The organism is Rhizobium sp. GN54, from assembly GCF_021026345.1.
Classification (GTDB): domain Bacteria; phylum Pseudomonadota; class Alphaproteobacteria; order Rhizobiales; family Rhizobiaceae; genus Mycoplana.
Map to the genome: position 1 here is coordinate 481,831 of NZ_JAJNCZ010000002.1, position 23,386 is coordinate 505,216.

The window sequence follows — 23,386 nt, forward strand, 5'->3', positions numbered from 1 at the left end:
GCCATTGCTGGCGCCGTTTGAAACATCTGGCCTGCCGGCACCGTTCGGCAGGCCTTTTTTGTGCGTGGGATCGTACACCGTTCGAGGTCAGCGCCCGGACGAGTGCCGACGCGCCTTGCCGGCGGAGCGCCGGAGCAAGGTCCTCAGGGCTTGCGGTTGGCGGAGAGTTCGCCGAGCAGCCTGCTCATTTCCGCCTCGGTTTCCTCGCGGGTCTTCGGCTGCTCGCCGGCCGGCTCGATTCGCAAGGCGGCGGCGCCAGGCCGGGCCGGGGATGGCGCGATCTCGGCCTCGAGCATCTTCTCGAATTCGCTGACGAGGGCGGCGTTGTCCGGCACGCTGCGCTGCGGCAGTCCGGCGGAGGCCCCGGCGGCATGCCGGCCGGGATCGCCCGCGGCCGTGACCTGTTCGCTGCCGATGCCGACCGGATTGGTCAGGACACGGTCGCGGGCACGGTCGAGCGCATCGATGGCATCGCGTTCGACGGGCGAGGGCGCCGGGGTGGCTGCCGGGACGGCACGCGCGACCGGCAGTTCCTGCGGCGGCTCAGGGCGCGCCGATGGTGTGACGGGGGCGGTCGGCGAGGCGGTCTCCCCTCCGTAAAGCACGCTGCCCATCGAGGAAATGCGGCTTGCAGGCGGCGGTTCGGCCGGCGCTGCTGCGGTGTGGCGTGCCGCGGGGACGGGCATGGGGATAGCGACCGGTGTGGGTACGGTCGGCGGCTCGATGGTGGCTCTCTGCGCCGGCGTCATGGTGGCGTCAGCGCGTTCGGCGGCCGCGGCCGGAACCGTGTGGACTGGGGCGGAGGGGGCCGGCTCGTCGGCCGCTTCGGCGACGGCGTTTCGGGACAGAGACTGCGCTGCCGGCGCCTGTTCCGCCTGGTCGGCCGGTGCGGCGCTGACGATGCGGCTTTCGACGACGATGTCGGTCGGGCCGCCGATCATCAGGAGATGCTCGACGTCGTCGCGCCTGACGAGCACGAGCCGGCGGCGGGTGTCGACGGCGGCCGCATCCAGCACCGACAGCCGCGGCTGCCGGTTGCGCCCGCCACGGATGAAGGGCGAGGAGGGACGGCGGCGGACGATCCAGAGCACCAGCGCCAGGCAAGCCAGGCCGAGCAGAACGGCCAGCGCGGCCACCAGGAACTTCGTGCCGTGTTGAGCGAGGATCTCATCGAACATGAAGGTCTACTCCTTGGCGAGAGGTTGCGTTCATTTGACGGCTTTTTTCGGGCCCGCACAAGCGCTGCGGCGGGCCTGTCGTGTACCGGCTGGGGGCGGGCGGCGCAACCGTTCGTGGCAGACAGGACGCGCCGCCGGGATATTCCCTGTGAATTGGGGCCTTCCGCTTTCATTCCATTGCTTTTTGGGTTTCCCTCAAAACGCTAATAGTGATTCTGCACATGGCTGACGCGTCGCGCGGCCTTTGCGAATTCAGGCCAAGAGAGAGGGCGATGTCCAAGATCCGGCAGGACGTTCAGTATCACGCGCCGATCGTCGAGCGGAGCAGCCGCCCGGGCGTGATCCTGCGGATCGTGCTGCTCGCGATCGTGCTCACCGCGTCGGCGGGCGCCTTCATCGTCTTCAAGAACCAGCTCGACAACGAGTTCGTGCTCGGCCTGCTTGGCGTGCTGGCGATGGTGGGCATCTTCTTCTTCGTCTCGGCGATGATCGGCTTCATCGAGATCATGCCTGCCTCGCGCCCGGACGAGCTCTCCCGCACCTTCGTCGACACCCAGCCCGAAGGCACGCTGATCACCGACCGCAAGGGCCGCATCGTCTATGCGAACGCGGCCTATGGCGCGCTGACCGGGGCCACGCGCGAAAACGAGGCGCAGACGCTGGAGACGCTTTTTTCGCGTGACCGGGAGGCGACCGAATCGGTCTACCGGCTGACCAACGGACTGCACGAGGGCAAGGAGGGGGCCGAGGAATTTCGCCTGCTGAAGCCCCTTGCCCCTGCGGCCGGCGGCGGCGCCCGCTGGTACCGCCTGAAGGCGCGGGTGCTGCCCAGCCGCGAAAGCGGCGGTCCCGCTCTCTATGTCTGGCAGATCGCCGACATCACCTCGGAGCGCGACGATCAGGAACGCTTCTTCAAGGAGTTGCAGAACGCCATCGACTATCTCGACCATGCGCCGGCCGGCTTCTTTTCCGCCGGCCGCATGGGCGAGATCGTCTATCTCAACGCCACCCTTGCCGACTGGCTCGGGATCGACCTGACGAAATTCCACGCCGGGCAGCTTTCGATCGGCGACCTCGTCGCCGGCGAGGGGCTGGCGCTGGTGCAGTCGGTGCAGGCCGAGGCGGGGTCGAAAAAGACGGAAATGCTCGACCTCGACTTGCGCAAGTCGAACGGCCAGAGCCTGCCCGTTCGCCTGGTCCACCGGGTCAGCGCCGCGCGCGACGGGGCGCCGGGCGACAGCCGGACGATCGTCCTGGCCCGCGATGCGGCCGACGACGGAGACCAGTCCGCCTCCGCCGCGACGATGCGCTTCACCCGTTTCTTCAACAACACGCCGATGGCGATCGCGTCTGTCGACGGCGAGGGCCGGATCCTGCGCACGAACGCGCCGTTCCTCAGGCATTTTTCGGGTGTCGTCTCGCGCGACGAGATCGACAGGGGCGCGCGGCTGGAGGCGATCGTCCATCCGAGCGACAGGCTGCGGCTGGAGGCGGCGCTCGAGGCGGCGCGGGACAGGCAGGGGGACATCGCGCCGATCGATTCGCTGCTTCCGGGCGACGACGGCCGACATTTCCGCTTCTATGTGAACGCCGTCATCGACCAGTCCGACCAGGCGCCGGAAGAGGCCGCGATCGTCTATGCGGTCGAGATCACCGAGCAGAAGGCGCTCGAAAAGCAGATGGCGCAGACGCAGAAGATGAACGCCGTGGGGACGCTCGCCGGCGGCATCGCCCACGACTTCAACAACGTTCTGACCGCCATCCTGCTGTCGTCCGACCACCTTCTCCTCTCTGCCCGCCCGTCGGATGCGAGCTTCGCCGACCTGATGGAAATCAAGCGCAACGCCAACCGCGCCGCCGTGCTCGTGCGCCAGTTGCTGGCGTTCTCGCGCAAGCAGACGATGCGCCCGACCGTGCTGCAGATGACCGACGTGATCGGCGACCTGCGCATGCTGGTCGACCGGATGACGGGCACGAATGTCAAGATCGAGGTCGATTACGGCCGCGACCTCTGGTCGGTGAAGACCGATCTCGGCCAGTTCGAGCAGGTGCTGATCAATCTCGCGGTCAATGCCCGCGACGCCATGCCTGACGGAGGCACGATCACCTTCCGCACCCGCAACGTCGCAGCCGGCGAGGTCTCAGCGCTCGGCTATCGCGAACTGCCGGTACAGGATTACGTCGAGATCGACGTGGTCGACCAGGGGACCGGCATTCCGCCGGAGATCCGCGACAAGATCTTCGAGCCCTTCTTCACCACCAAGGAGGTCGGAAAGGGCACCGGCCTCGGCCTGTCGATGGTCTATGGCATCATCAAGCAGACGGGCGGTTACATCTTCGTCGATTCGGAACTCGGCGAGGGCACCACCTTCCGCATCTTCATGCCGCGGCAGGTCGAGGAGATCGTCATGGCCGATCCCGCGCCGGACGGCAGCCAGGACGTGTCCGCGGCACCTGCCGCTCCGGTGGCAGCGCCGCCGCAGGAGCCGCGCGACCTCACCGGCGGCTCTGCCGTCGTCCTTCTCGTCGAGGACGAGGAGGCGGTTCGCCGCGGCGGCAAGCGGATGCTGGAAACGCGCGGCTATACCGTGCACGAGGCGGGATCCGGCGTCGAGGCGCTCGACATCATGGACGAACTCGGCGGCGCGGTGGACATCGTCGTCTCCGACGTAGTGATGCCGGAGATGGACGGCCCGACCCTTCTGACGGAACTGCGCAAGCGCTATCCCGACCTGAAGTTCATCTTCGTCTCCGGCTATGCCGAGGATGCGTTTGCCCGCAACCTGCCCGCCGACGCCAAGTTCGGCTTCCTGCCCAAGCCGTTCTCGCTCAAGCAACTGGCCGAGGCCGTGCGGGAAATGCTGGACGGATAGGCCTGCCGTCCCGCCCTCGACGGGGGGCGGCAGGCTCTGCCCGGAAATCGGCCCTATCGGATGGCCAAGGCTTCAGATGGTCAGGGCTTCAGACAGCCAGGGCAACGGCTATTTCGGCCGCCAGACGGGCATTGTTCTCCACCAGCGCGATGTTCGTCGCCAGGCTGCGGCCGTCGGTGAGGCGGAAGATCGTATCCAGCAGATAGGGCGTGACCGCCTTGCCGGTGATCTCGTCGCGCTCGGCGTGGTCGAGGGCGCGCTGGATATAGATTTCCATCTCGCGGCGCGGGATCTCGCTCTCTTCGGGGACCGGATTGGCGATGAGCATGCCGCCGTCGATGCCGAGTTGCTCGCGCACCGTCTGGAAATGGGCGATGGCCGCAGGGCTGTTCAGCATCAGCGGGCTCGGCAGGCCCGATTCGCGCGACCAGAAGGCGGGGAAATCGGGGCTGTCATAGGTGACGACCGGGACGCCGCGGCTCTCCAGAACCTCGAGCGTCTTGGGAATATCGAGGATCGCCTTGGCGCCGGCGCAGACGACGATGACGCCGGTGCGGGCGAGTTCGTCGAGGTCGGCAGAGATGTCGAAGCTCTCCTCGGCCTTACGGTGCACGCCGCCGATGCCGCCGGTGGCGAAGACGCGGATGCCGGCGCGGGCGGCAGCGATCATCGTCGCGGCCACGGTGGTCGCGCCGGTGCGCCGCTCGGCGATGGCGAAGGCGAGATCGGCGCGCGACAGCTTCATCGCGCCGGACGTCTGCGCCAGCGCCTCGAGCTCGGCATCGTCGAGGCCGACATGCAGCACGCCCTCGATCACAGCGATCGTGGCCGGAACGGCGCCTTCCTCGCGGATGATCCGCTCGACGCTGCGGGCCATTTCCAGATTGCCCGGATAGGGCATGCCATGGGTGATGATGGTCGATTCCAGTGCCACGAGCGGCGCGCCGCGCTCTTTTGCGGCCGTGACCTCGTCGGAATAGGCAATCGGCAGGAGAGGGGCTGATCTGGTCATCTTCTGATCCTCGGAAGGTGTCGGCTGGTGGCGCGGGCGGTCGCTTGCCGCCCGCGCTGGTGTCATGACAGCATTTCGGCGTCCGGGACAAGTCCCATGACGCGTGCGAGCAGGTCCGGTTCGAGCTCCTCGGCCACCGCCAGCGGCGAGCGGACGGCGATCAGGGCGGCTGCCGCCCCCTGGCGCAGCGCTTCGCCGAGCGGCCGGTCGGCAAGCTGCGCGGAGATGAAGCCCGAGGCGAGCGCGTCGCCGGCCCCGGTGACGTCGCCCAGAACCTCCAGCAAGGGCGGGGTCAACATGGCGATCCCCGTCTCGTCGAAGGCGATGGCGGCGTGCCGGCCGCGGGTGACGACGCCGCGGGCAAGGCCGGCCGCGCGTAGCAGGTCCGGCCAGCGCCGCGGATCGTCGGGCTCGGAGCGGACCAGCGCGCGCGCTTCCGCCTCGTTCATGAACAGGCCCGACAGGTTCGGCAGGCACGCCTTGAAGCGCACCACCTTGGCCGGCGAAATGGCGATGCCGAAGGCCGGCCTGGCACTGCTGCGCGCCGCGTCGGCGATGGCTGCGACCGTCTCGGCCGGCAGGTTGGCGTCGGTGATGACGGCATCCGTCGCCGAAAACGCCTCGCGGACCGCGCGCTGCTGGATGCGGCGGGGGGAGAACAGGCGGTAGAGCTCCATGTCGGCGAGCGCGATCACCAGGTTGCCGTCGCGCTCGATGATCGCCGTGTAGCTCGGCGTGGTCCGGTCGAGGAAGGTGAAGGGCGTGTCCTCGACGCCGGCCTCCCGGGCCGCGGCGGCGACGATCTCGCCGTCCGGATCACCGCCCCGCGGGGCGATCAGGCGCACCGCATGGCCGAGCCTAGCAAGGTTGCGTGCCGCGTTGAAGGCGCCGCCGCCGGCCTCGACGAACCAGCTGCCCGGATTGCTGGCGCCGGGCGCCGTCTCGGCATGGATGCGGCCGCGCCGGTCGACATGGGCGCCGCCGAGCGCGAGGATCCTGCTTGCCGTCATCGTGCCTGCCTCCGTGCCGTCCGATTCGCTGCGCGATTGCCGTCGCAACGGCGGGCGACATGGTGATACAATGTCGCAAGGGATCGCGGAAACGAAAACGGAACACGCCCCCGAATATCGAAACTATTCAATTGCATGGTGTGCTGTTGCCAAAAGAGAACAAAAAGTGTACATAGCTTCCATCGGCAGCTTCATTGCCTGTCTGGCCCCAATAACCTAAAGGTGGAGCAAATGGCACAAAACTCTTTGCGGCTCGTAGAGGACAAATCGGTGGACAAAAGCAAGGCACTCGAAGCGGCACTTTCTCAGATCGAGAGGTCGTTCGGCAAGGGCTCGATCATGAAGCTCGGCTCGAAGGACAGCGTCGTCGAGATCGAGACCATCCCGACCGGTTCGCTCGGCCTCGACATCGCGCTCGGAATCGGCGGCCTGCCGAAGGGCCGAATCATCGAGATCTACGGTCCGGAAAGCTCGGGCAAGACCACGCTGGCGCTGCAGACGATCGCGGAAGCCCAGAAGAAGGGCGGCATCTGCGGTTTCGTCGACGCCGAGCACGCGCTCGACCCGGTCTATGCCCGCAAGCTGGGCGTCGACCTGGAAAACCTCCTGATCTCGCAGCCGGACAATGGCGAGCAGGCGCTGGAGATTACCGATGCGCTGGTGCGTTCCGGGGCGATCGACGTGCTGGTGATCGATTCGGTCGCGGCCCTGACGCCGCGCGCCGAAATCGAGGGCGAGATGGGCGACAGCCTTCCCGGCCTGCAGGCCCGCCTGATGAGCCAGGCGCTGCGCAAGCTGACCGCCTCGATCTCGCGCTCGAACACCATGGTCGTCTTCATCAACCAGATCCGCATGAAGATCGGCGTCATGTTCGGCTCGCCGGAAACGACGACCGGCGGCAATGCGCTGAAGTTCTACGCCTCCGTCCGCCTCGACATCCGCCGCATCGGTGCGGTCAAGGAGCGCGACGAGGTGATCGGCAACCAGACGAAGATCAAGGTCGTCAAGAACAAGATGGCGCCGCCCTTCAAGGAGGTCGAGTTCGACATCATGTATGGCGAGGGCGTCTCCAAGACCGGTGAACTGATCGACCTCGGCGTCAAGGCCGGCATCGTCGAGAAGTCCGGTTCCTGGTTCTCCTACAACAGCCAGCGCCTCGGCCAGGGCCGCGAGAACGCCAAGCAGTTCCTGCGCGACAATCCCGATGCCGCACGCGAGATCGAGATGGCGCTGAGGCAGAATGCCGGGCTCATCGCCGACAAGCTGCTCGACACCGGACGGCCGGAGGACGACGACGGAGACAGCGCCGCCGAGATGTGATCGGCGCAGGCTTTTCCTGTTTCCATTCGAGAGCCGGCCTTCGCGCGCGCGAAGGCCGGCTTTCTCGTCTGGACAGGGGAGAAGGCGAACGATAAAAGCCATCAGTTTTCCAAGGTCCGGGGCAGGGCCGCCGAGGCCGATTGCGGGTGAGGCGGCGTGCGAACACGGTGGGCCGGCCGGCGATCGACCGCGACGTCGTCCGTCGGCGGTTCGGGACCGGGGAGCCGGATGACCGGGGGCCGGTGTCCAGGGGCAGGGTGTCCAGGGACCAGGGGACCGGAGGACGCGGCAGTGCCGTGACGACGGGACCGATGACGCGGATGCCGGTGCCGGACAAGGGCCCGGACCGGCGGCGAACCCGTCGAAGTGTGGTTTAAGGCGGGGCGCGCGGCCCTAAAGCCTGCAAGTATGATAGGACGCAAGATGAGCGGCGTGAATGAGATCCGGTCGGCCTTTCTCGACTATTTCCGCAAGAACGGACACGAGGTCGTCTCGTCCAGCCCGCTGGTGCCGCGCAACGATCCGACGCTGATGTTCACCAATGCCGGCATGGTGCAGTTCAAGAACGTCTTCACCGGGCTCGAGCAACGTCCCTATTCCACGGCGGCGAGCGCGCAGAAATGCGTGCGCGCCGGCGGCAAGCACAACGACCTTGACAATGTCGGCTATACCGCCCGCCATCACACCTTCTTCGAGATGCTCGGCAACTTCTCGTTCGGCGACTATTTCAAGGAGCGCGCGATCGAGCTCGCCTGGGGGCTGATCACCAAGGAATTCGGCATCGACAAGGATCGGCTGCTGGTCACCGTCTACCATACCGACGACCAGGCGTTCGGCCTGTGGAAGAAGATCGCCGGCCTGCCCGACAGCCGCATCATCCGCATCGCCACCAGCGACAATTTCTGGGCGATGGGCGATACCGGCCCGTGTGGCCCGTGTTCGGAGATCTTCTACGACCACGGCGACCATATCTGGGGCGGCCCGCCCGGCTCGCCGGAAGAGGACGGCGACCGCTTCATCGAGATCTGGAACCTCGTCTTCATGCAGTTCGAGCAGCTGACGAAGGAGGAGCGGATCGACCTGCCGCGGCCGTCGATCGACACCGGCATGGGGCTGGAGCGGATCGCGGCCCTGCTGCAGGGCAAGCACGACAATTACGACATCGACCTGTTCCAGGCGCTGATCGCAGCCTCGGTCGAGGCGACGGGCGTCGATGCCAACGACCCGGAGCGCCGCGCCAGCCACCGGGTGATCGCCGACCACCTGCGCTCGTCGGCGTTTCTGATCGCCGATGGCGTGCTGCCGTCCAACGAGGGGCGCGGCTACGTGCTCCGCCGCATCATGCGCCGGGCGATGCGCCATGCGCAGCTGCTCGGTTCGCGCGAGCCGCTGATGTGGCGGCTGCTGCCGGCGCTGGTGCAGCAGATGGGCCGGGCCTATCCGGAGCTGGTCCGGGCGGAGGCGCTGATCTCCGAGACGCTGAAGCTGGAAGAGACCCGCTTCCGCAAGACGCTGGAGCGCGGCCTGTCGCTGCTCTCCGATGCATCCGGCAACCTCCACAAGGGCGACATCCTCGACGGCGAGACGGCGTTCAAGCTCTATGACACCTATGGCTTCCCGCTCGACCTGACCCAGGACGCGCTGCGCAACCGCGGCATCGGCGTCGACCTTTCGGGCTTTTCGGATGCGATGGAGCGGCAGAAGGCGGAGGCCCGCAAGAGCTGGGCCGGCTCCGGCGACGCTGCGGCCGAGACGATCTGGTTTGAACTGCGCGAGAAGCACGGCGCGACCGAGTTTCTGGGCTACGACACGGAGACGGCGGAAGGCGTCGTGCAGGCGATCGTGCGCGACGGCGCCGCAGTCGAGGCGGCTTCGGCCGGCGACAAGGTCCAGCTCGTCGTCAGCCAGACGCCGTTCTACGGCGAATCCGGCGGCCAGATGGGAGATGCCGGCACGATCAGCCATGACCATGGCCGCCTGGACGTGACCGACACGCAGAAGAAGGCCGACGGCCTCTTCGTCCACAGCGCGGTCGTCGCCGAGGGGACGATCAAGGTCGGCGATGCGGTGGCGCTCGACGTCGACCATGCCCGCCGCGGCCGCCTGCGGTCCAACCATTCGGCGACGCACCTGCTGCACGAGGCGCTGCGCGAGGTGCTCGGCACCCACGTGACCCAGAAGGGCTCGCTGGTGGCGCCGGAACGGCTGCGCTTCGACGTCTCGCATCCCAAGCCGATGACGGCCGAGGAACTGAAGGTCGTCGAAGAGATGGCGAACGAGATCATCGTGCAGAACACGGCCGTGACCACCCGGCTGATGAGCGTGGACGACGCGATCGCCGAAGGCGCGATGGCGCTGTTCGGCGAGAAGTACGGCGACGAGGTCCGCGTCGTGTCGATGGGCACCGGCATCCGCGGCGCCAAGGCCGGAAAGCCCTATTCGGTCGAACTCTGCGGCGGCACCCATGTGGGGGCGACGGGCGAGATCGGGCTGGTCCGGATCGTCGGCGAGAGCGCGGTCGCGGCCGGGGTGCGGCGCCTCGAGGCGCTGACGGGCGAGGCCGCGCGCGCCTATCTGGCCGAGCAGGACGAGCGGGTGAAGACGCTGGCCGTCAGCCTCAAGGTGCAGCCGGGCGAGGTACTGTCCCGCATCGATGCGCTGCTCGACGAGCGGCGCAAGCTGGAGCGCGAACTGACCGAGGCCAAGAAGAAGCTGGCGCTCGGCGGTGGCGGCGGCAATGGCGGCGATGCCGTCCGCGAGATCGCCGGCGTCAAATTCCTCGGCAAGGTCGTGACCGGCGTCGAGCCGAAGGACCTCAAGGGCCTGGCCGACGAGGGAAAGAAGGGGCTCGGATCGGGCGTCGTCGCCTTCGTCGGCGTCTCCGCCGACGACAAGGCCAGCGCCGTCGTCGCCGTCACCGACGATCTCACCGGCCGCTTCAATGCCGTCGACCTCGTCCGCGTCGCCTCGGCCGCACTCGGCGGCAAGGGCGGCGGCGGACGGCCGGACATGGCGCAGGCCGGCGGCCCGGACGGCCAGCGCGCCGGCGAGGCCGTCGAGCAGGTCGCAGCCGCGCTCGCGGGCTGACAGTTTGTGAAAGGCGGCGGGCCTGCCATGTGCGGCTGTCGCCACGGGATCGGCCGGCAGGATGCTGTGGCCAGGTGGCCGTGCGGCGGAGGTCCGGTTTGCGGCCCTCCGGCCGGTGGTGCGGCACTGGACTGAACCGGGCAGTCGACGCGGGATTTCGACGGGCGGGCCGGGTCGGCGCCGGACGATTGAGGGCAGTGCATTCTGTATCGGATAGGCTTGAATGATTGCGTGGAATGTCAGTGAGGCGAAAATCGGCACTTTGTCGCAATGTGTTGCCGTTGCTCGCTATTTCGACCAGCACCCGGTCGATAAGGTGGTCGTTCCGGGTCGCGGTTTTCGCCGGATCTTCGATCCGCCGCTGTTCCGCCGGTCCGAGCCCCAGCCGCATCTGATCGTCTCCTGCGGCTTTCGGGCCGAGAAGCGGGTGATGAAGATCAAGGCCGCCTACGGGGGCAGACCGCTGGCCGTTCACCTCCAGAAGCCGAAGATCGAGGGTTACGACCTCGTGTTCGTCTCGCGCCACGGCTGGACGCCCGAGATGGAGGGGCGTCCGGGCTACCATCAGATGCTGGGCGTGCCGCATCGCTTTTCCGCCGAGTTCTGGGAGGCGCGCCGGCCGGCGGCGCGCGCCGTCCATGCGCCGGCCGGCGAGAAGGTCGCCGCCGTCTTCCTCGGCGGGCCGAACGGCGCCTATGACTATGACGACGCCGCGCACCGGCGGATCTCCGAGGCGGTCGGCGGGCTCGCCGAGCAGGGCTGGAAGGTCCTGATCTCCGTCTCGCGCCGCTCCAACGACGGCACCTTGCAGGCTTCATCGAGGCTGCGCTCGCAGAATGTGGTCGTGTGGGACCGGATCAGCGAGAACCCCTATCCCGACTATGTCGCGGCGGCGGACGCCTTCCTCATCGCCAAGGATTCCATCACCATGCCCTGCGAGGCGCTGTCGACCGGCCGGCCCGTCTATGCCCTCGATCTCACCGCCGTGCCCGGCGAGCGGCTCGACAAGTTCGAGTGGTACCACCGCGACCTGCAGGAAACCCTGCGGCTGACGCGCCCCTTCCGCGGCGAGCTTCTGCCCTATGCCTACGAGCCGCCGCGCGAGGCCGAACGGATCGCCGGCATCGTCAGGACCCGCCTCGCGGACTGACCACCGCGCGGGGCATCGGCTGGCGCCGTATCGAGCGCCTGACAGTCCACCTTGAGCCATCGGCAGAGCGCCGGCATCCGCAGCCGCCACGCGCCCCTGCTCGCATTTGCCTGTTGGGGCGCGCTCCGCCACTCATGGAGTGGCCGCGTGCCGGGCGTGGTTGCCGCGTCATGGCGGGTGTTGCCCCGTGACCGCCGAACCGCTCGATCGCGGGCACGCGCCGATCCTTCCGGGGCTGGCCGGCGAGGGCGGCGGGCAGGAGTGTCGTCCGGGCATCCCCTTATATTCATTTGCAAAGTCTTCAGTGTTCAGTGTTATTTTCCGGCCACCGAAGGGGTGTGATTCTTGCTCGACAACCTGATCAGCCTGCCGACCTTGATGGTCTGCACTTTCCTGTCGACGCTCGTCGTCGCCGTGTTCCTGGCCTTCCACTGGTTTGCCGGTCACAAGACCGTGGCCACGGGCTACTGGTGCGTGGCGATGTGGATCGGCTCGGCGGCGAGCGCGCTCCTCGGCCTGCGCGGCGTCGTTGCGCCTGAGGTTTCGATCGGCCTCGGCAATGCGCTGGCAGCACTCGGCTACAGCCTGACCTGGGCAGGTTTTCGCGCCTTCGACGGCGAGCGCGTTTCGCGGCTGGCGATTGCGGCCGGGCCGGCCGCCTGGGTCGCGGCCTACGCCTTCTCCGACCGGTTTGCCGCCGACATGAGCCTTCGGATCATCCTGATGTCGGTCATCGTCTCGGCCTATTCGCTGGCGATGGCGCGCGAACTCTTGCGCGGGCGCGAGCGGGAGGCCCTGCCGTCGCGGCGGGTGATCGCGCTGCTGCTTGCCACGCATGCGGTGTTCTATTCGGCGCGCATCCCGTTTGCCCTTCTGGCGCCCGTCTCCGACGGCGGCAGCCCGGCGGTCTCGTTCTGGTTTGCGGCGTTCGCGCTGGAGATCTTCGTGCATACGCTGGTCGTTGCGGTCGCCATCCTCGTCCTTCTCAAGGAACGCAGCGAATTCGTGTTCCGCCAGGCGGCGCGTTCCGATGCGCTGACCGGCGTGCTCAACAGGGGGGCGTTCATGGCGGAGGCGGCCGCCAGCCTTTCGCCCCGGCGCCCGGGCGGCGTGCTGATGCTGCTCGACCTCGACCACTTCAAGACGATCAACGACACCTACGGCCACCAGGCCGGGGACAAGGTGTTGTGCCGCTTTGCCGCGGCGGTCACCGCGCGGCTGGAGGAGGGGATGATCTTCGGCCGCTTCGGTGGCGAAGAGTTCGCATTGTTTGTGCCCGACCGGGACATCGACGAAGCCGTGGCCTTCGCCGACCGGCTGCGGGAGGATACGGCCGCGCTTTCGATCGGCCACTACGGCGCGCTGATTTCGGTGAGCGTGAGCATCGGGGTCGCTTCGGTGCTTTTGTGCGGCGGCGACCTCGACAGGCTGGTCGCGACCGCGGACAGCGCGCTCTACCGGGCCAAGGCGGATGGGCGAAACCGCGTCAGCGCGGCCGGGCCGGCCGAGAGCCTGCTGCAGGTGGCCGGGCTCATGCGCGACGCCGATGTCACGAACGTGTCGATCGCGCTGTAGTCTCCGCGAGAAGTCCGCGGTCCGATCCGGATCCGGCGATCTCAGCCTCCACGACAGCGCCCGACGCGGCAGCCTCCGCCCTATCGTCCGCCGACCCTTGCCGACGCCGCGTGGCCGTGCGCTGCAAGATGCTCCAGTCCCTCGATGACGCCGTCGGCGCAGGCGCGCTGGGCCTGATAGTGGCGTGGCTCGTCCTCCGCGAGGCGCCGCAATTCGTCCAGCGCATTGCCGACCACGATGCCGCGCACGGACGGCAGCGTGAACATGTCGCGGTCGTTGCCGGTATCGCCGGCGACGGCGACCTCGGCGAAGTCGATGGCGAGTTCGCGGCAAAGCCAGGCGAGGGCCGCACCCTTGTTTGCCGTGCGCGGCAGCACGTCGAGATCGCGGTCGCTCGAATAGACGAGACGCGCCTCGATGCCGGCCTCGGCCAGGCTTTCCTCCAGTTCGGCGATATGGTCGTCACCGGCGCCGTGCAGGTGCCAGCTCAGCTTGTGGGCATGCTGGAACGCCTCCTCCTGCAGGCGGATGCCGTCCACCTGACGCATCACGCGCATCAGTGCCTCGCGGTCGAAGGGCGCGCCCAAGGTCGCGCCGAAACGCGCACGCCGGTCGTCGTCCAGCCGGCCGCCGATCATCGTGCCGACGCCGCCGATGATGAAATCGGGTTCCGGCAGGTCCGAGACGGCGAGCAGCGCCTCGATGTCATCGACCAGGCGGCCGCTGTTGTAGACGAGGACCGGGCGGGTGGCGGGGTTGAGCGCCGCCCAATAGGCGCGAAAACGCTGCGTCGCCCGCCGGTCGCCGATCAGGGTCCCGTCCAGGTCGGAGGAGAGGAGGCGGATCACGGTCTCAGTCCCCGTCGTTCCACGGCTCGGCCCAGTCGTCGGCGTCGAGCGCCTGGCGCATCGGCCGGCCTTCCACCAGTGCGATGAGTTGCTGGGCGATGCCGGTCCAGGTGAACAGGCTGCGGGCCTTGTGGGCGCCCATGCGCGACAGGCGATTGTAGAGGCGCGGATGCTTCAGCGGCTTCATCATGGTGATGCCGAGGTCATACTTGTCGAACGGGTCGGCAAAGAGCGCGTGGCGGCCGTAGCTGACCGAGCGGAACAGGCCGCCATGGACGGTGATGATCGTCGGCGTGCCGCTCGCCATCGCCTCGATCGCCGTCATTCCGAACGGCTCATAGCGGCTGGACAGGACGAACAGGTCGGCGGCGCGGTAGTAGTCGGGAAGGTCTTCGTCGGAGACGAAGCCGGAGAAGTCGATCCGGTCCTTAAGCCCGCGCTCGCGCGCCAGCTGCTTGAGTTGGTCGAGGATGGCCGTCTCCTGCTCGTCGATCGTCTCGCCGCCGACGGCAAGGTGCAGGCGCGCCTCCGGTTCCCGCTCGGCCAGGACCGAGAAGCCCTCGATCAGGAGGTCGTAGCCCTTGTTGGTCGCAAGTCGCCCGAGCGCCAGCACGGTCTTGCCGCGGAAACCGAAGCGCTGGCGCGCCATCTCGCGCGAAGCCGAGGAGACGGGGAAGAAGCGGTTGTCGTCATAGCCCGGCGGGATCATGTGCACCCGTTCCGGCTTCAGCCCGTAGTCGTTGACCAGCATGTCGAGCTGGATCGGCGTCGTGGCGATGACGAGGTTGCAGCTGCGGTAGACGATCAGCTCGTGCTTGATGCGTTCGGAGAAGTTGAACTCGGTCTCGAAGGTGTCGGCCTTGTCCGGATAGTCGGTCTCCATCTGCCGTTTTTTCCACATGCCGAGCGAATGCGGCGTATGGATATGCGGCACCGACAGCGCCTCGGACAGGCGCTGGCCGGCAACGCCGGCATCCCAGTAGTGGCTGTTGATGAAGAAATATTCGAGCTTGTTCGCCCTGATGAAGCGGATCGCCGCCTCGCACCAGGCCATCAGGTGGGTGTGCAGGTATTCCTTGGGAATGAAGTCGCGGCCGCCGCAGGGGATGCGGACGACCCGGACGCGATCGTCGACCTCGTCGAACTGGGGCTGGTCCTCGAACTGGCGCGTGTATATGTCGACCAGAAAGCCGAGACGGCCAAGTTTTTTAGCCAGTTCCAGAACATAGACGACCTGGCCGCCTGTATCGGCCGCGCCAAGCGGAGGATTAGCTGCAACATAGCCGTGCGTCGAGACGAGGGCTATTCGTGGAAGGTTTTCAACATCAATCTTTTCAGTCATATCGGCTGACTAGGATAGGGCGGATGACCGAGGCTTCAACCCCGGGACATGCACTTTTCGGTGAGATCCCGCGCGCGGTTATACTGATCTCAGCTGTGCTCCGCCGTGCAACGGCTGTCTGCCGGCGCGGGTGGCGGGCCGCCGTGGCGCCCTCCGGTTCATGGTCTCCGGCCGGTACGGAATGCTGTCGCAAGGCGCCGTTTCGTGGTAAATTCCGTGCGGTCCGGCGGCACATCCCGGACGCTGCGTGAATACGCCCGGGCAGGGCCTGTATTCCTAAAGCTTCTCTCCATTTCGCATCTTCGGCATGCCCAAGAACATCTTTGCCTGCGCGAACCCAGGAGGAGGGTGAAACATGAGTGCCTTGCGCAATATCTGCATGGGACTGCTATCGTCCACATTTGCATTTGCCCTGAACGCGCCCGTTGCCGCTCAGGAACCGAAGCCCAACATCGTCGTCATCATGGGTGACGACGTCGGGTGGTTCAACATCGGCGCCTATCATCGCGGCATCATGTCCGGAAAGACGCCGAACCTCGACAGGCTGGCGTCGGAAGGGATGATGTTCACCGACTACTACGCCGAGGCGAGCTGCACGGCGGGCCGGGCGAGCTTCATCACCGGCGAGATACCCCTTCGGACCGGGCTGACGACCGTCGGCCAGGCCGGGGCGGACGTGGGCATGCCCGACAAGGCCGCCACCATCGCCGCGGCGCTGAAGGTGCAGGGATACGCGACGGGCCAGTTCGGCAAGAACCATCTCGGCGACCTGAACAAGTACCTGCCGACGCTGCATGGCTTCGACGAGTTCTTCGGCTATCTGTACCATCTGGACGCCATGTCCGATCCCTACTGGTACTCGTTCCCGAACGACCAGTCCTACCGGGACAAGGTCGGCCCGCGCAACCTGGTGCACAGCTTCGCGACGGACACCGACGATACCTCCGAGCAGCCGCGCTGGGGCAAGGTCGGCAAGCAGCGGATCGTCGACGAAGGGCCGCTGGCGCCCTATCCGGACATGTCGAACGTGCCGAACATGCACGACATCCTGCCCAAGGCGAAATACGACATGGGGACCTTCGACGAGGTGTTGGTGAAGGCCTCGTGTGACTTCATGGACAAGGCGAAGACGGATGGAAAGCCGTTCTTCGTCTGGCACAACACCACGCGCATGCACGTCTGGACCTTCCTGTCGCCGAAGTACCAGGCGCTGATGAACAGCGACACCAACTACGGCCTCGAGGAAGCAGGCATGGCGCAGCTCGATGACAGCGTCGGGGCGATCATGAAATGCGTCGACGATGCCGGGGAAGCCGGCAATACGATCGTGATCTTCACGACCGACAACGGCGCGGAGGTGTTCACCTGGCCCGACGGCGGGATGACCCCCTTCAAGGGCACCAAAGGCACCGTGATGGAGGGCGGCTTCCGCGCGCCCGCCATCATCCGCTGGCCGGGCAAGGTGCGGGCCGGTGCGGTGGAGAACGGCATCTTCTCCGCGCTCGACTGGTTTCCGACGCTCGTGGCGGCTGCCGGCAATCCCGACATCACCGATCAGCTGTTGAAGGGCGTGCAACTCGGCGACCGGACCTACAGGAACCATCTCGACGGATACAACCAGATGGACCTCCTGACCGGAAACGGCCCGTCCGCCCGGCATGAGTTCTTCTATTTCGGCGGGCCGGAACTCGGTGCCGTGCGGATCGACAACTTCAAGTTCCAGTTCTTCCAGCAGCCCCAGGGCTGGCCCGGACCGAAGGTGACGACCGACATGCCGACCATGGTCAACATCCGCCAGGACCCGTTCGAGCGAACCCCGTCAGTCGGCGGGCAGAGCCTCAATGACCTCGGCGGGGGATACATGAACGACTTCTTCGCCCGTGAATTCTGGCGGTTCGTCAGCGTCCAGCAGGAGGTCGCCAAGTTGGCGCTCACGGCGGTCGACTATCCGCCGATGCAGGACCCGGCCTCGTTCAACCTCGACGCCGTGAAGAAGCAGATCGACGCTGCGATCCGCAACAAGCCGGGCAACTGATGGACCGGAAGGCGGGCGGCTGCAAGGCCGCCCGCCGCGTTGTCGGAGCCTCCTGCGGGCGGGCGGTCAGCCGGCCTGCGGGGCCAGCTTCACCGAACCCGGCCGGTTGAGCAGCAGGACCGAGACGGCCGCGATCACGCACATCACCCCGGCGATCTGGAGCGCCGGCATGTAGGTGCCGAAGTCGCTGCGGAAATAACCGGCACCGAAGGCGGCGGTGGCCGCACCGAGCTGGTGGCCTGCGAAGACCCAACCGAAGACGAGGCCTGCCTTCTCGCGGCCGAAGTTTTCCGCCGCCAGCTTCACGGTCGGCGGCACCGTCGCAACCCAGTCCAGCCCGTAGAAGACGGCGAAGATCGACAATTCCACGAAGCTGAAGCCGGAGAAGGAGAGGTAGATCAGCGACAGGCCGCGCAGGCCGTAGAACCAGAACAGCAGGAAGCGGTTGTCGTAGCGGTCGGAAAGCCAGCCGGCGAAGATCGTGCCGAAGAAGTCGAAGATGCCGATGACGGCGAGCGTGCCTGCGGCCGTCACCGCCGCCATGCCGAAATCGCCGCAGATCGAGATCCAATGCGTCTGGATGAGGCCGTTGGTCGACAGGCCGCAGACGAAGAAGGTGCCGAACAGGACCCAGAAGACGGGGTTGCCGGAGACGCTCTTCAAGGTGACGAGCGGCGAGGCGAGGGTGGCGAGCAGCTTGTGGTCCTCTTTCGGCGGCTTGACGACCGCCGTCTCGCCATAGGCGGGCAGGCCGACATCGGCGGGGTGGTCGCGCATGAGGAGCAGGACGAGCACCATGGCGAGCGCGATGACGGCCACGGTGAGCGTCAGCGCCATGCGCCAGCCATAGGCTTCCGTCAGGGCGGCGAGCGCCGGCAGGAAGACGAGCTGGCCGGTGGCGTTGCTCGCCGTCATCAGCCCGACGACGAGACCGCGCCGCTTTGAGAACCAGCGGCTGGCGACGGTCGCGCCCAGTACCAGCGCGGTCATCCCCGTGCCGACGCCGATGACGACGCCCCACAGGAGTAGAAGCTGCCACACTTCGGTCATGACGAAGGACACGGCGATGCCACCCATGATGAGGCCGAGCGCGGTCGCGACGACCTGGCGGATGCCGAAATGGTTCATGAAGGCGGCCGCGAAGGGGCCGAGCAGGCCGAAGAGCACCAGCCGCACCGCCATGGCAGACGAAATGTCGGCGATGTCCCATCCGAATTCGTGGTGCAGCGGCTGGATCATCACACCGGCCGAGCCCATGGCGCCGGCGGTCGCCAGCATGGTCAGGAAGGTGGTCGCGGCGACCACCCATCCGTAGTGAAGGTTCCGTCCGGCCATCCATCTGGCGAGGCTTGTGGAGAGCATGTGCAAAGTCCCTTTCCTGATCGCCTCACGCGGGCGGAATTTACGGGTAGATGCCCGTTTTTGTGTGGGCATATACCCGTTTCTTGGCAAATAAGCTAAAGAGCTGCGAGCAGTTCCTGCAATTGCCTGGTCTTGTCCGGACCCAGACGGGCCTCGATATCGTCCTGCACCCCGTCCCAGAGCGGTGCGCCCTGCTGGAGGGTCGCCTGTCCCGTCTGGGTGACCACCAGCATTGCCTCGCGCTGATCCTTGCCGTGGCCGATCGCGATCAATCCCATGCGTTCCAGGACCTTGGCGTTGCGGCCGACCGTCGAGCGGTCGAGCTCGACCCGGGCGGCGAGATCCGTCAGCGACACCGGCGCCATGCGGTTGATGTTCCTCAGCAGGCTGAACTGGCCGATGTTCACGCCGAGCGGCGCCAGCGCCTCGTCGTAGTAGGACGAGACCTTGCGGGAGGCCTTGCGCAGCAGGATGCAGTGGCAGGTATCGTTCGGCATTTCTCGGGTATATACCCGCATGTCCGCCGGCGCAAGATGGAAGCGGATGATTTCCCGGACGGAAGACAGAAAGACCCGGCGCGAGGCCGGGTCCTTCGGAGGTTTCAATCGGTCTTGCCGGTCGCCCTGCCGATCAGGCGGCCATGGCCTTCTGCAGGTTCTCGTCGATCTTGTCGAGGAAGCCGGTGGTGGAGAGCCAGGGCTGGTCGGGACCGATCAGCAGCGCCAGATCCTTGGTCATGAAGCCGGCCTCGACGGTGTCGACGCAGACCTTTTCCAGCGTGGCTGCGAACTTCGCGAGCTCGGCATTGTTGTCGAGCTTGGCGCGGTGGGCGAGGCCGCGCGTCCAGGCGAAGATCGAGGCGATCGAGTTGGTCGAGGTTTCCTCGCCCTTCTGGTGCTGGCGGTAGTGGCGGGTGACGGTGCCGTGGGCGGCTTCGGCCTCGACCGTCTGGCCGTCCGGCGTCATCAGCACCGAGGTCATCAGGCCGAGCGAGCCGAAGCCCTGCGCGACGATGTCGGACTGGACGTCGCCGTCGTAGTTCTTGCAGGCCCAGACGTAGCCGCCGGACCACTTCAGCGCCGAGGCGACCATGTCGTCGATCAGGCGATGTTCGTACCAGATCTTCGCTTCCTTGAACTTGTCGGCGAATTCCTTGTCGAACACCTCCTGGAAGATGTCCTTGAAGCGGCCGTCATAGACCTTGAGGATGGTGTTCTTGGTCGACAGATACACCGGCACCTTGCGCTGCAGGCCGTAGTTGAACGAGGCGCGGGCGAATTCGGTGATAGAATCGTCGAGGTTGTACATGCCCATGGCGACGCCGGCGGACGGAGCGTCGAAGACGTCGTACTCGATCTCCTTGCCGTCCTCGCCGACGAACTTCATCGTCAGCTTGCCCTTGCCGGGGAACTTGAAGTCGGTCGCGCGGTACTGGTCGCCGAAGGCGTGGCGGCCGACGATGATCGGCTTGGTCCAGCCGGGAACGAGGCGGGGCACGTTCTTGCAGATGATCGGCTCGCGGAAGATGACGCCGCCGAGGATGTTGCGGATCGTGCCGTTCGGCGACTTCCACATCTTCTTCAGCTTGAATTCCTCGACGCGGCCTTCATCCGGGGTGATCGTCGCGCACTTGACGCCGACGCCGTACTTCTTGATCGCGTTGGCGGCATCGACCGTCACCTGGTCTTCGGTGGCGTCCCGGTTCTCGACGCTGAGGTCGTAGTATTTCAGGTCGACGTCGAGGTAGGGGTGGATCAGCTTGTCCTTGATGAACTGCCAGATGATGCGGGTCATCTCGTCGCCGTCGAGTTCGACGACCGGATTTGCGACCTTGATCTTTGCCATGGAATGCCTCGCTGCCTGATGAGGGCGGATTGCCCCGTTTCGTGAAGGTTGGATCGTGAGCGCCTATAGCATTGCGGGGCTGGAAGGCAAAGCCGAGCCGGCGCCAGCGGGCATAATTTTCGCTTTCCTGCCGCGCCGGAATGTGGAAGCTGCCCCTGCACCGCCGGGGCGTGATTCGCGTCGCCAGAATTTGTCCCCATTGCCGGTGTTGTCTCACGCCGATGTGATTCCCTGTTACCGGCCGTCCGGCCTCCAGATCCGACCTGCTCGGGAGATTTTCATGATACGCCTGTGCCTTGCCGCCACCCTTGTCGTCCTGCCGTCGTTCGCGCTTGCCGCCGACGCCACCGCGCCCGTTCGCGAGATCATGGAGACGGTGACGAAGAACTGGGCCGACGTGGCCGACGACAACAACGATCCGCCGCCCTATGTCGACTATTTCAACGACGAGTTCCTGCAGCGGCTCTACAGCAAGGACTTCGTCGGCAAGTACCGCGAGGCCGCGAAATATCCGGCCTATGAGGATGGCGACTCGCCCTTCGACTACGACGTGATCGCCATGGGCCAGGACGGCTGCTCGCTGAAGGACCTCAAGATCGAGGCGCAGCCGCCGGTGGGCGGCGTGACGATGGTCAGGACCACCTTCGACAACACCCATTGCTTCGGCGAGCGCGAGCCGGACTGGAAGCCGGCGGAGGTCGACTTCAACGTGGTCGAGGAGGACGGCAAGGCGGTGATCGACGACATCCTGCGTCCGCAGGATGGGGACCCCGGCTCGCTGAAGACGGAAATGCAGGCGATCGCCAAAGAGGGCGCCAACCCGACGCCGGACGATGGCGAGATGCAGGAAGAGGTCTCTCCCGAATAGGGCTTCCTTTCCTTTTCGTGCGGGATGTGGCAGGGACCCGTCCTGTGGCGGCAGGCCCGGGCTGCAACAGGCCCGCCCGGTCGCTGCCGGAGAGAAAGGCGGCGGTCTGAAGCGATGGCGGGAACGAACAGTGAGCGGGAACTGATAGCGGAGGGGCCGGCGATCATCCTGGTCCATCCGCAGCTTGGCGAGAACATCGGCATGGTCGCGCGCGCCATGGCCAATTTCGGGCTGGCCGAACTGCGCCTCGTCAACCCGCGCGACGGCTGGCCGAGCGAGAAGGCGATCTCGGCTGCGAGCAAGGCCGATCACGTGATCGCCGCGACCAAGGTGTATTCGTCGCTGGAGGCGGCGGTCGCCGACCTCAACTTCGTCTATGCCACGACCGCCCGCGACCGCTACGGCTACAAGGAGGTGCGCTCGCCCGTGGTGGCGGCCGAAACGCTGCGCACGCGCTTCCGGGCCGGCGAGGCGACCGGCATCCTGTTCGGGCGCGAGCGCACGGGGCTGACCAATGAGGAGATCGCGCTCGCCGACGAACTCGTGACCTTTCCCGTCAATCCCGCCTTCGCCTCGCTGAACCTCGCCCAGGCGGTCCTGTTGATGAGCTACGAGTGGATGAAGACGGGCACCGGCTCGCTGGAGGAGACCGCCTTTTCCGCTCTGCCGCAGCGCCCGGCCAAGAAGGGCGAGTTGCAGGGCCTGTTCGATCATGCGGAGGAGGCGCTCGATGCGCGCGGCTACTTCCGCCCCGCCGCCAAAAAGCCGAAATTGATCGAAAACCTGCGCTCGGCGCTGACGCGTCCTTCCTTCACCGGCTCGGAAATCCAGGTCTTGCGCGGCATCATCTCCTGTCTCGACCGCTTCACCCGCGAGGCCCCCAGGGGCGTGGCGGCGCCCAACCGCACCCGCAACAGAAGGCCGAAGACCGAGCGTGACGACGAATAGCGCCAGGCCAATCCTCATGTTCGACAGCGGCATCGGCGGGCTGACGGTGCTGCGGGAAGCGCGCGTGATGATGCCGGAGCGGCATTTCACCTATGTCGCCGACGATGCGGGCTTTCCCTATGGCGGCTGGGAGGAGGGGGCGCTGAAGGCGCGGATCGTGGCGCTGTTCGACCGGCTGCTTGTCGAGCACGACCCCGAGATCTGCGTGATCGCCTGCAACACCGCCTTTACGCTGGTCGGCGCAGACCTGCGCGCCGCCTTCCCGAAGATGGCCTTCGTCGGGACCGTGCCGGCGATCAAGCCGGCGGCGGAGCGCACGCGCTCGGGACTGGTTTCGGTGCTGGCGACGCCGGGCACGGTGAAGCGGGCTTATACGCGCGACCTGATCCAGTCGTTCGCCAGCCAGTGCCACGTGCGGCTGGTCGGGTCGGAAAACCTCGCGCGCATGGCGGAAGCCTATATCCGCGGCGAGACGCTTGCCGACGACGAGGTGCGGGCGGAGATCGCCCAGTGCTTCCTGGAGCAGGACGGCAGGAAGACCGACATCGTCGTGCTCGCCTGCACGCACTACCCCTTCATGGCCAACCTGTTCCGCAGGCTTGCGCCCTGGCCAGTCGACTGGCTGGACCCGGCGGAGGCGATCGCGCGCCAGGCCCGGCGGCTCGTACCGGCGCTCGAGGGCGTGGCACCGGACGGAATTGCGGCAGGCGAGGACGTCGCCGTCTTCACCTCCGGCAAGCCCGATTTCGCCACGCGCCGGCTGATGCAGGGCTTCGGCCTCCGGGTATAGCGCGCCCGGGCGGCGGCTCGGGCCGCGTGAGCGCACAATTGCCCTTTCCATTCAGTATTACTGACGGTTCTTTTTGGCGTATTCCGTAGTCACTTCGGGTGCCCCGCGGATTTTCACGTAATTCCTTGTGATGCCATCTTTGT

The 23,386-nt window shown here is 66.6% G+C and carries 17 protein-coding genes; 9 read left to right on the forward strand and 8 right to left on the reverse strand.

Translation table 11 applies throughout. The annotated features are described in order from the left end of the window. Window positions 1-143: 143 nt before the first annotated feature. A complete protein-coding gene (locus LQK81_RS08275) occupies window positions 144-1,178 on the reverse strand; it encodes a flagellar biosynthetic protein FliO (protein ID WP_230805261.1) in 1,035 nt (344 codons plus the stop codon). 272 nt (window positions 1,179-1,450) lie between these two features. Between LQK81_RS08275 and cckA the strand changes: the two genes are divergently transcribed. Then, window positions 1,451-4,051 carry a cell cycle histidine kinase CckA gene (cckA, locus tag LQK81_RS08280; protein ID WP_230805263.1) on the forward strand — a complete coding sequence of 867 codons (2,601 nt, stop codon included), beginning with the start codon at window positions 1,451-1,453 and terminating at the stop codon, window positions 4,049-4,051. Window positions 4,052-4,139: 88 nt separating this feature from the next. On the opposite strand, the gene LQK81_RS08285 is transcribed toward cckA, so the two are convergent. Together LQK81_RS08285 and LQK81_RS08290 are read right to left on the reverse strand one after the other, a co-directional pair. Further along, window positions 4,140-5,063 (reverse strand): pseudouridine-5'-phosphate glycosidase, encoded by a 924-nt coding sequence (locus LQK81_RS08285; protein ID WP_230805265.1) that lies wholly within the window; start codon window positions 5,061-5,063, stop codon window positions 4,140-4,142. Window positions 5,064-5,125: 62 nt separating this feature from the next. Beyond that, window positions 5,126-6,073 (reverse strand): carbohydrate kinase family protein, encoded by a 948-nt coding sequence (locus LQK81_RS08290; RefSeq protein WP_230805267.1) that lies wholly within the window; start codon window positions 6,071-6,073, stop codon window positions 5,126-5,128. 231 nt (window positions 6,074-6,304) lie between these two features. Between LQK81_RS08290 and recA the strand changes: the two genes are divergently transcribed. The 4 genes from recA to LQK81_RS08310 all read left to right on the forward strand — a co-directional run bounded on the left by recA (window position 6,305) and on the right by LQK81_RS08310 (window position 13,205). After that, on the forward strand, window positions 6,305-7,393 hold the full coding sequence (gene recA / locus LQK81_RS08295) for a recombinase RecA (RefSeq protein ID WP_230805269.1): 1,089 nt from the start codon (window positions 6,305-6,307) through the stop codon (window positions 7,391-7,393). A gap of 423 nt (window positions 7,394-7,816) precedes the next feature. After that, entirely contained in the window at window positions 7,817-10,480 is a 2,664-nt protein-coding gene (alaS, locus tag LQK81_RS08300; RefSeq protein WP_230805271.1) for an alanine--tRNA ligase, read from the forward strand. A gap of 223 nt (window positions 10,481-10,703) precedes the next feature. Continuing rightward, the gene (locus LQK81_RS08305; RefSeq protein ID WP_230805273.1) at window positions 10,704-11,630 is read left to right on the forward strand and encodes a mitochondrial fission ELM1 family protein; all 927 of its coding nucleotides are present in this window, start codon (window positions 10,704-10,706) and stop codon (window positions 11,628-11,630) included. Window positions 11,631-11,975: 345 nt separating this feature from the next. Next, window positions 11,976-13,205: a GGDEF domain-containing protein gene (locus LQK81_RS08310; protein WP_230805275.1), complete on the forward strand. Its 1,230-nt coding sequence runs from the start codon at window positions 11,976-11,978 to the stop codon at window positions 13,203-13,205. 80 nt (window positions 13,206-13,285) lie between these two features. On the opposite strand, the gene LQK81_RS08315 is transcribed toward LQK81_RS08310, so the two are convergent. Continuing rightward, on the reverse strand, window positions 13,286-14,053 hold the full coding sequence (locus LQK81_RS08315) for an HAD-IIB family hydrolase (RefSeq protein WP_230805277.1): 768 nt from the start codon (window positions 14,051-14,053) through the stop codon (window positions 13,286-13,288). Between the two features lie 4 nt (window positions 14,054-14,057). After that, complete coding sequence (locus LQK81_RS08320) at window positions 14,058-15,395, reverse strand: glycosyltransferase family 4 protein (protein WP_230805279.1); 1,338 nt, start codon at window positions 15,393-15,395, stop codon at window positions 14,058-14,060. Between the two features lie 355 nt (window positions 15,396-15,750). Here LQK81_RS08320 and LQK81_RS08325 point away from each other — a divergent pair, with 355 nt between their 5' ends. Then, on the forward strand, window positions 15,751-17,430 hold the full coding sequence (locus LQK81_RS08325; RefSeq protein ID WP_230805280.1) for an arylsulfatase: 1,680 nt from the start codon (window positions 15,751-15,753) through the stop codon (window positions 17,428-17,430). Window positions 17,431-17,496: 66 nt separating this feature from the next. Here LQK81_RS08325 and LQK81_RS08330 read toward each other — a convergent pair whose 3' ends face one another. From LQK81_RS08330 to LQK81_RS08340, 3 genes are all read right to left on the reverse strand, one after another. Beyond that, a complete protein-coding gene (locus LQK81_RS08330; protein ID WP_230805282.1) occupies window positions 17,497-18,792 on the reverse strand; it encodes an MFS transporter in 1,296 nt (431 codons plus the stop codon). Window positions 18,793-18,887: 95 nt separating this feature from the next. Beyond that, complete coding sequence (locus LQK81_RS08335) at window positions 18,888-19,289, reverse strand: MarR family winged helix-turn-helix transcriptional regulator (RefSeq protein WP_230805284.1); 402 nt, start codon at window positions 19,287-19,289, stop codon at window positions 18,888-18,890. Window positions 19,290-19,422: 133 nt separating this feature from the next. Then, window positions 19,423-20,637, reverse strand: a complete 1,215-nt coding sequence (locus LQK81_RS08340) for an NADP-dependent isocitrate dehydrogenase (RefSeq protein ID WP_230805286.1) — start codon at window positions 20,635-20,637, stop codon at window positions 19,423-19,425. 280 nt (window positions 20,638-20,917) lie between these two features. On the opposite strand from LQK81_RS08340, the gene LQK81_RS08345 reads away from it, so the two are divergent. The 3 genes from LQK81_RS08345 (at window position 20,918) to murI (ending at window position 23,243) form a co-directional block, all read left to right on the forward strand. Continuing rightward, the gene (locus LQK81_RS08345; protein WP_230805288.1) at window positions 20,918-21,505 is read left to right on the forward strand and encodes a hypothetical protein; all 588 of its coding nucleotides are present in this window, start codon (window positions 20,918-20,920) and stop codon (window positions 21,503-21,505) included. A 114-nt stretch (window positions 21,506-21,619) separates the two neighbouring features. Beyond that, window positions 21,620-22,453, forward strand: coding sequence for an RNA methyltransferase (locus LQK81_RS08350; RefSeq protein ID WP_230805290.1), 834 nt, complete (start codon window positions 21,620-21,622; stop codon window positions 22,451-22,453). Window positions 22,454-22,469: 16 nt separating this feature from the next. Continuing rightward, the gene (gene murI, locus LQK81_RS08355) at window positions 22,470-23,243 is read left to right on the forward strand and encodes a glutamate racemase (RefSeq protein ID WP_230805632.1); all 774 of its coding nucleotides are present in this window, start codon (window positions 22,470-22,472) and stop codon (window positions 23,241-23,243) included. Window positions 23,244-23,386 lie beyond the last annotated feature (143 nt).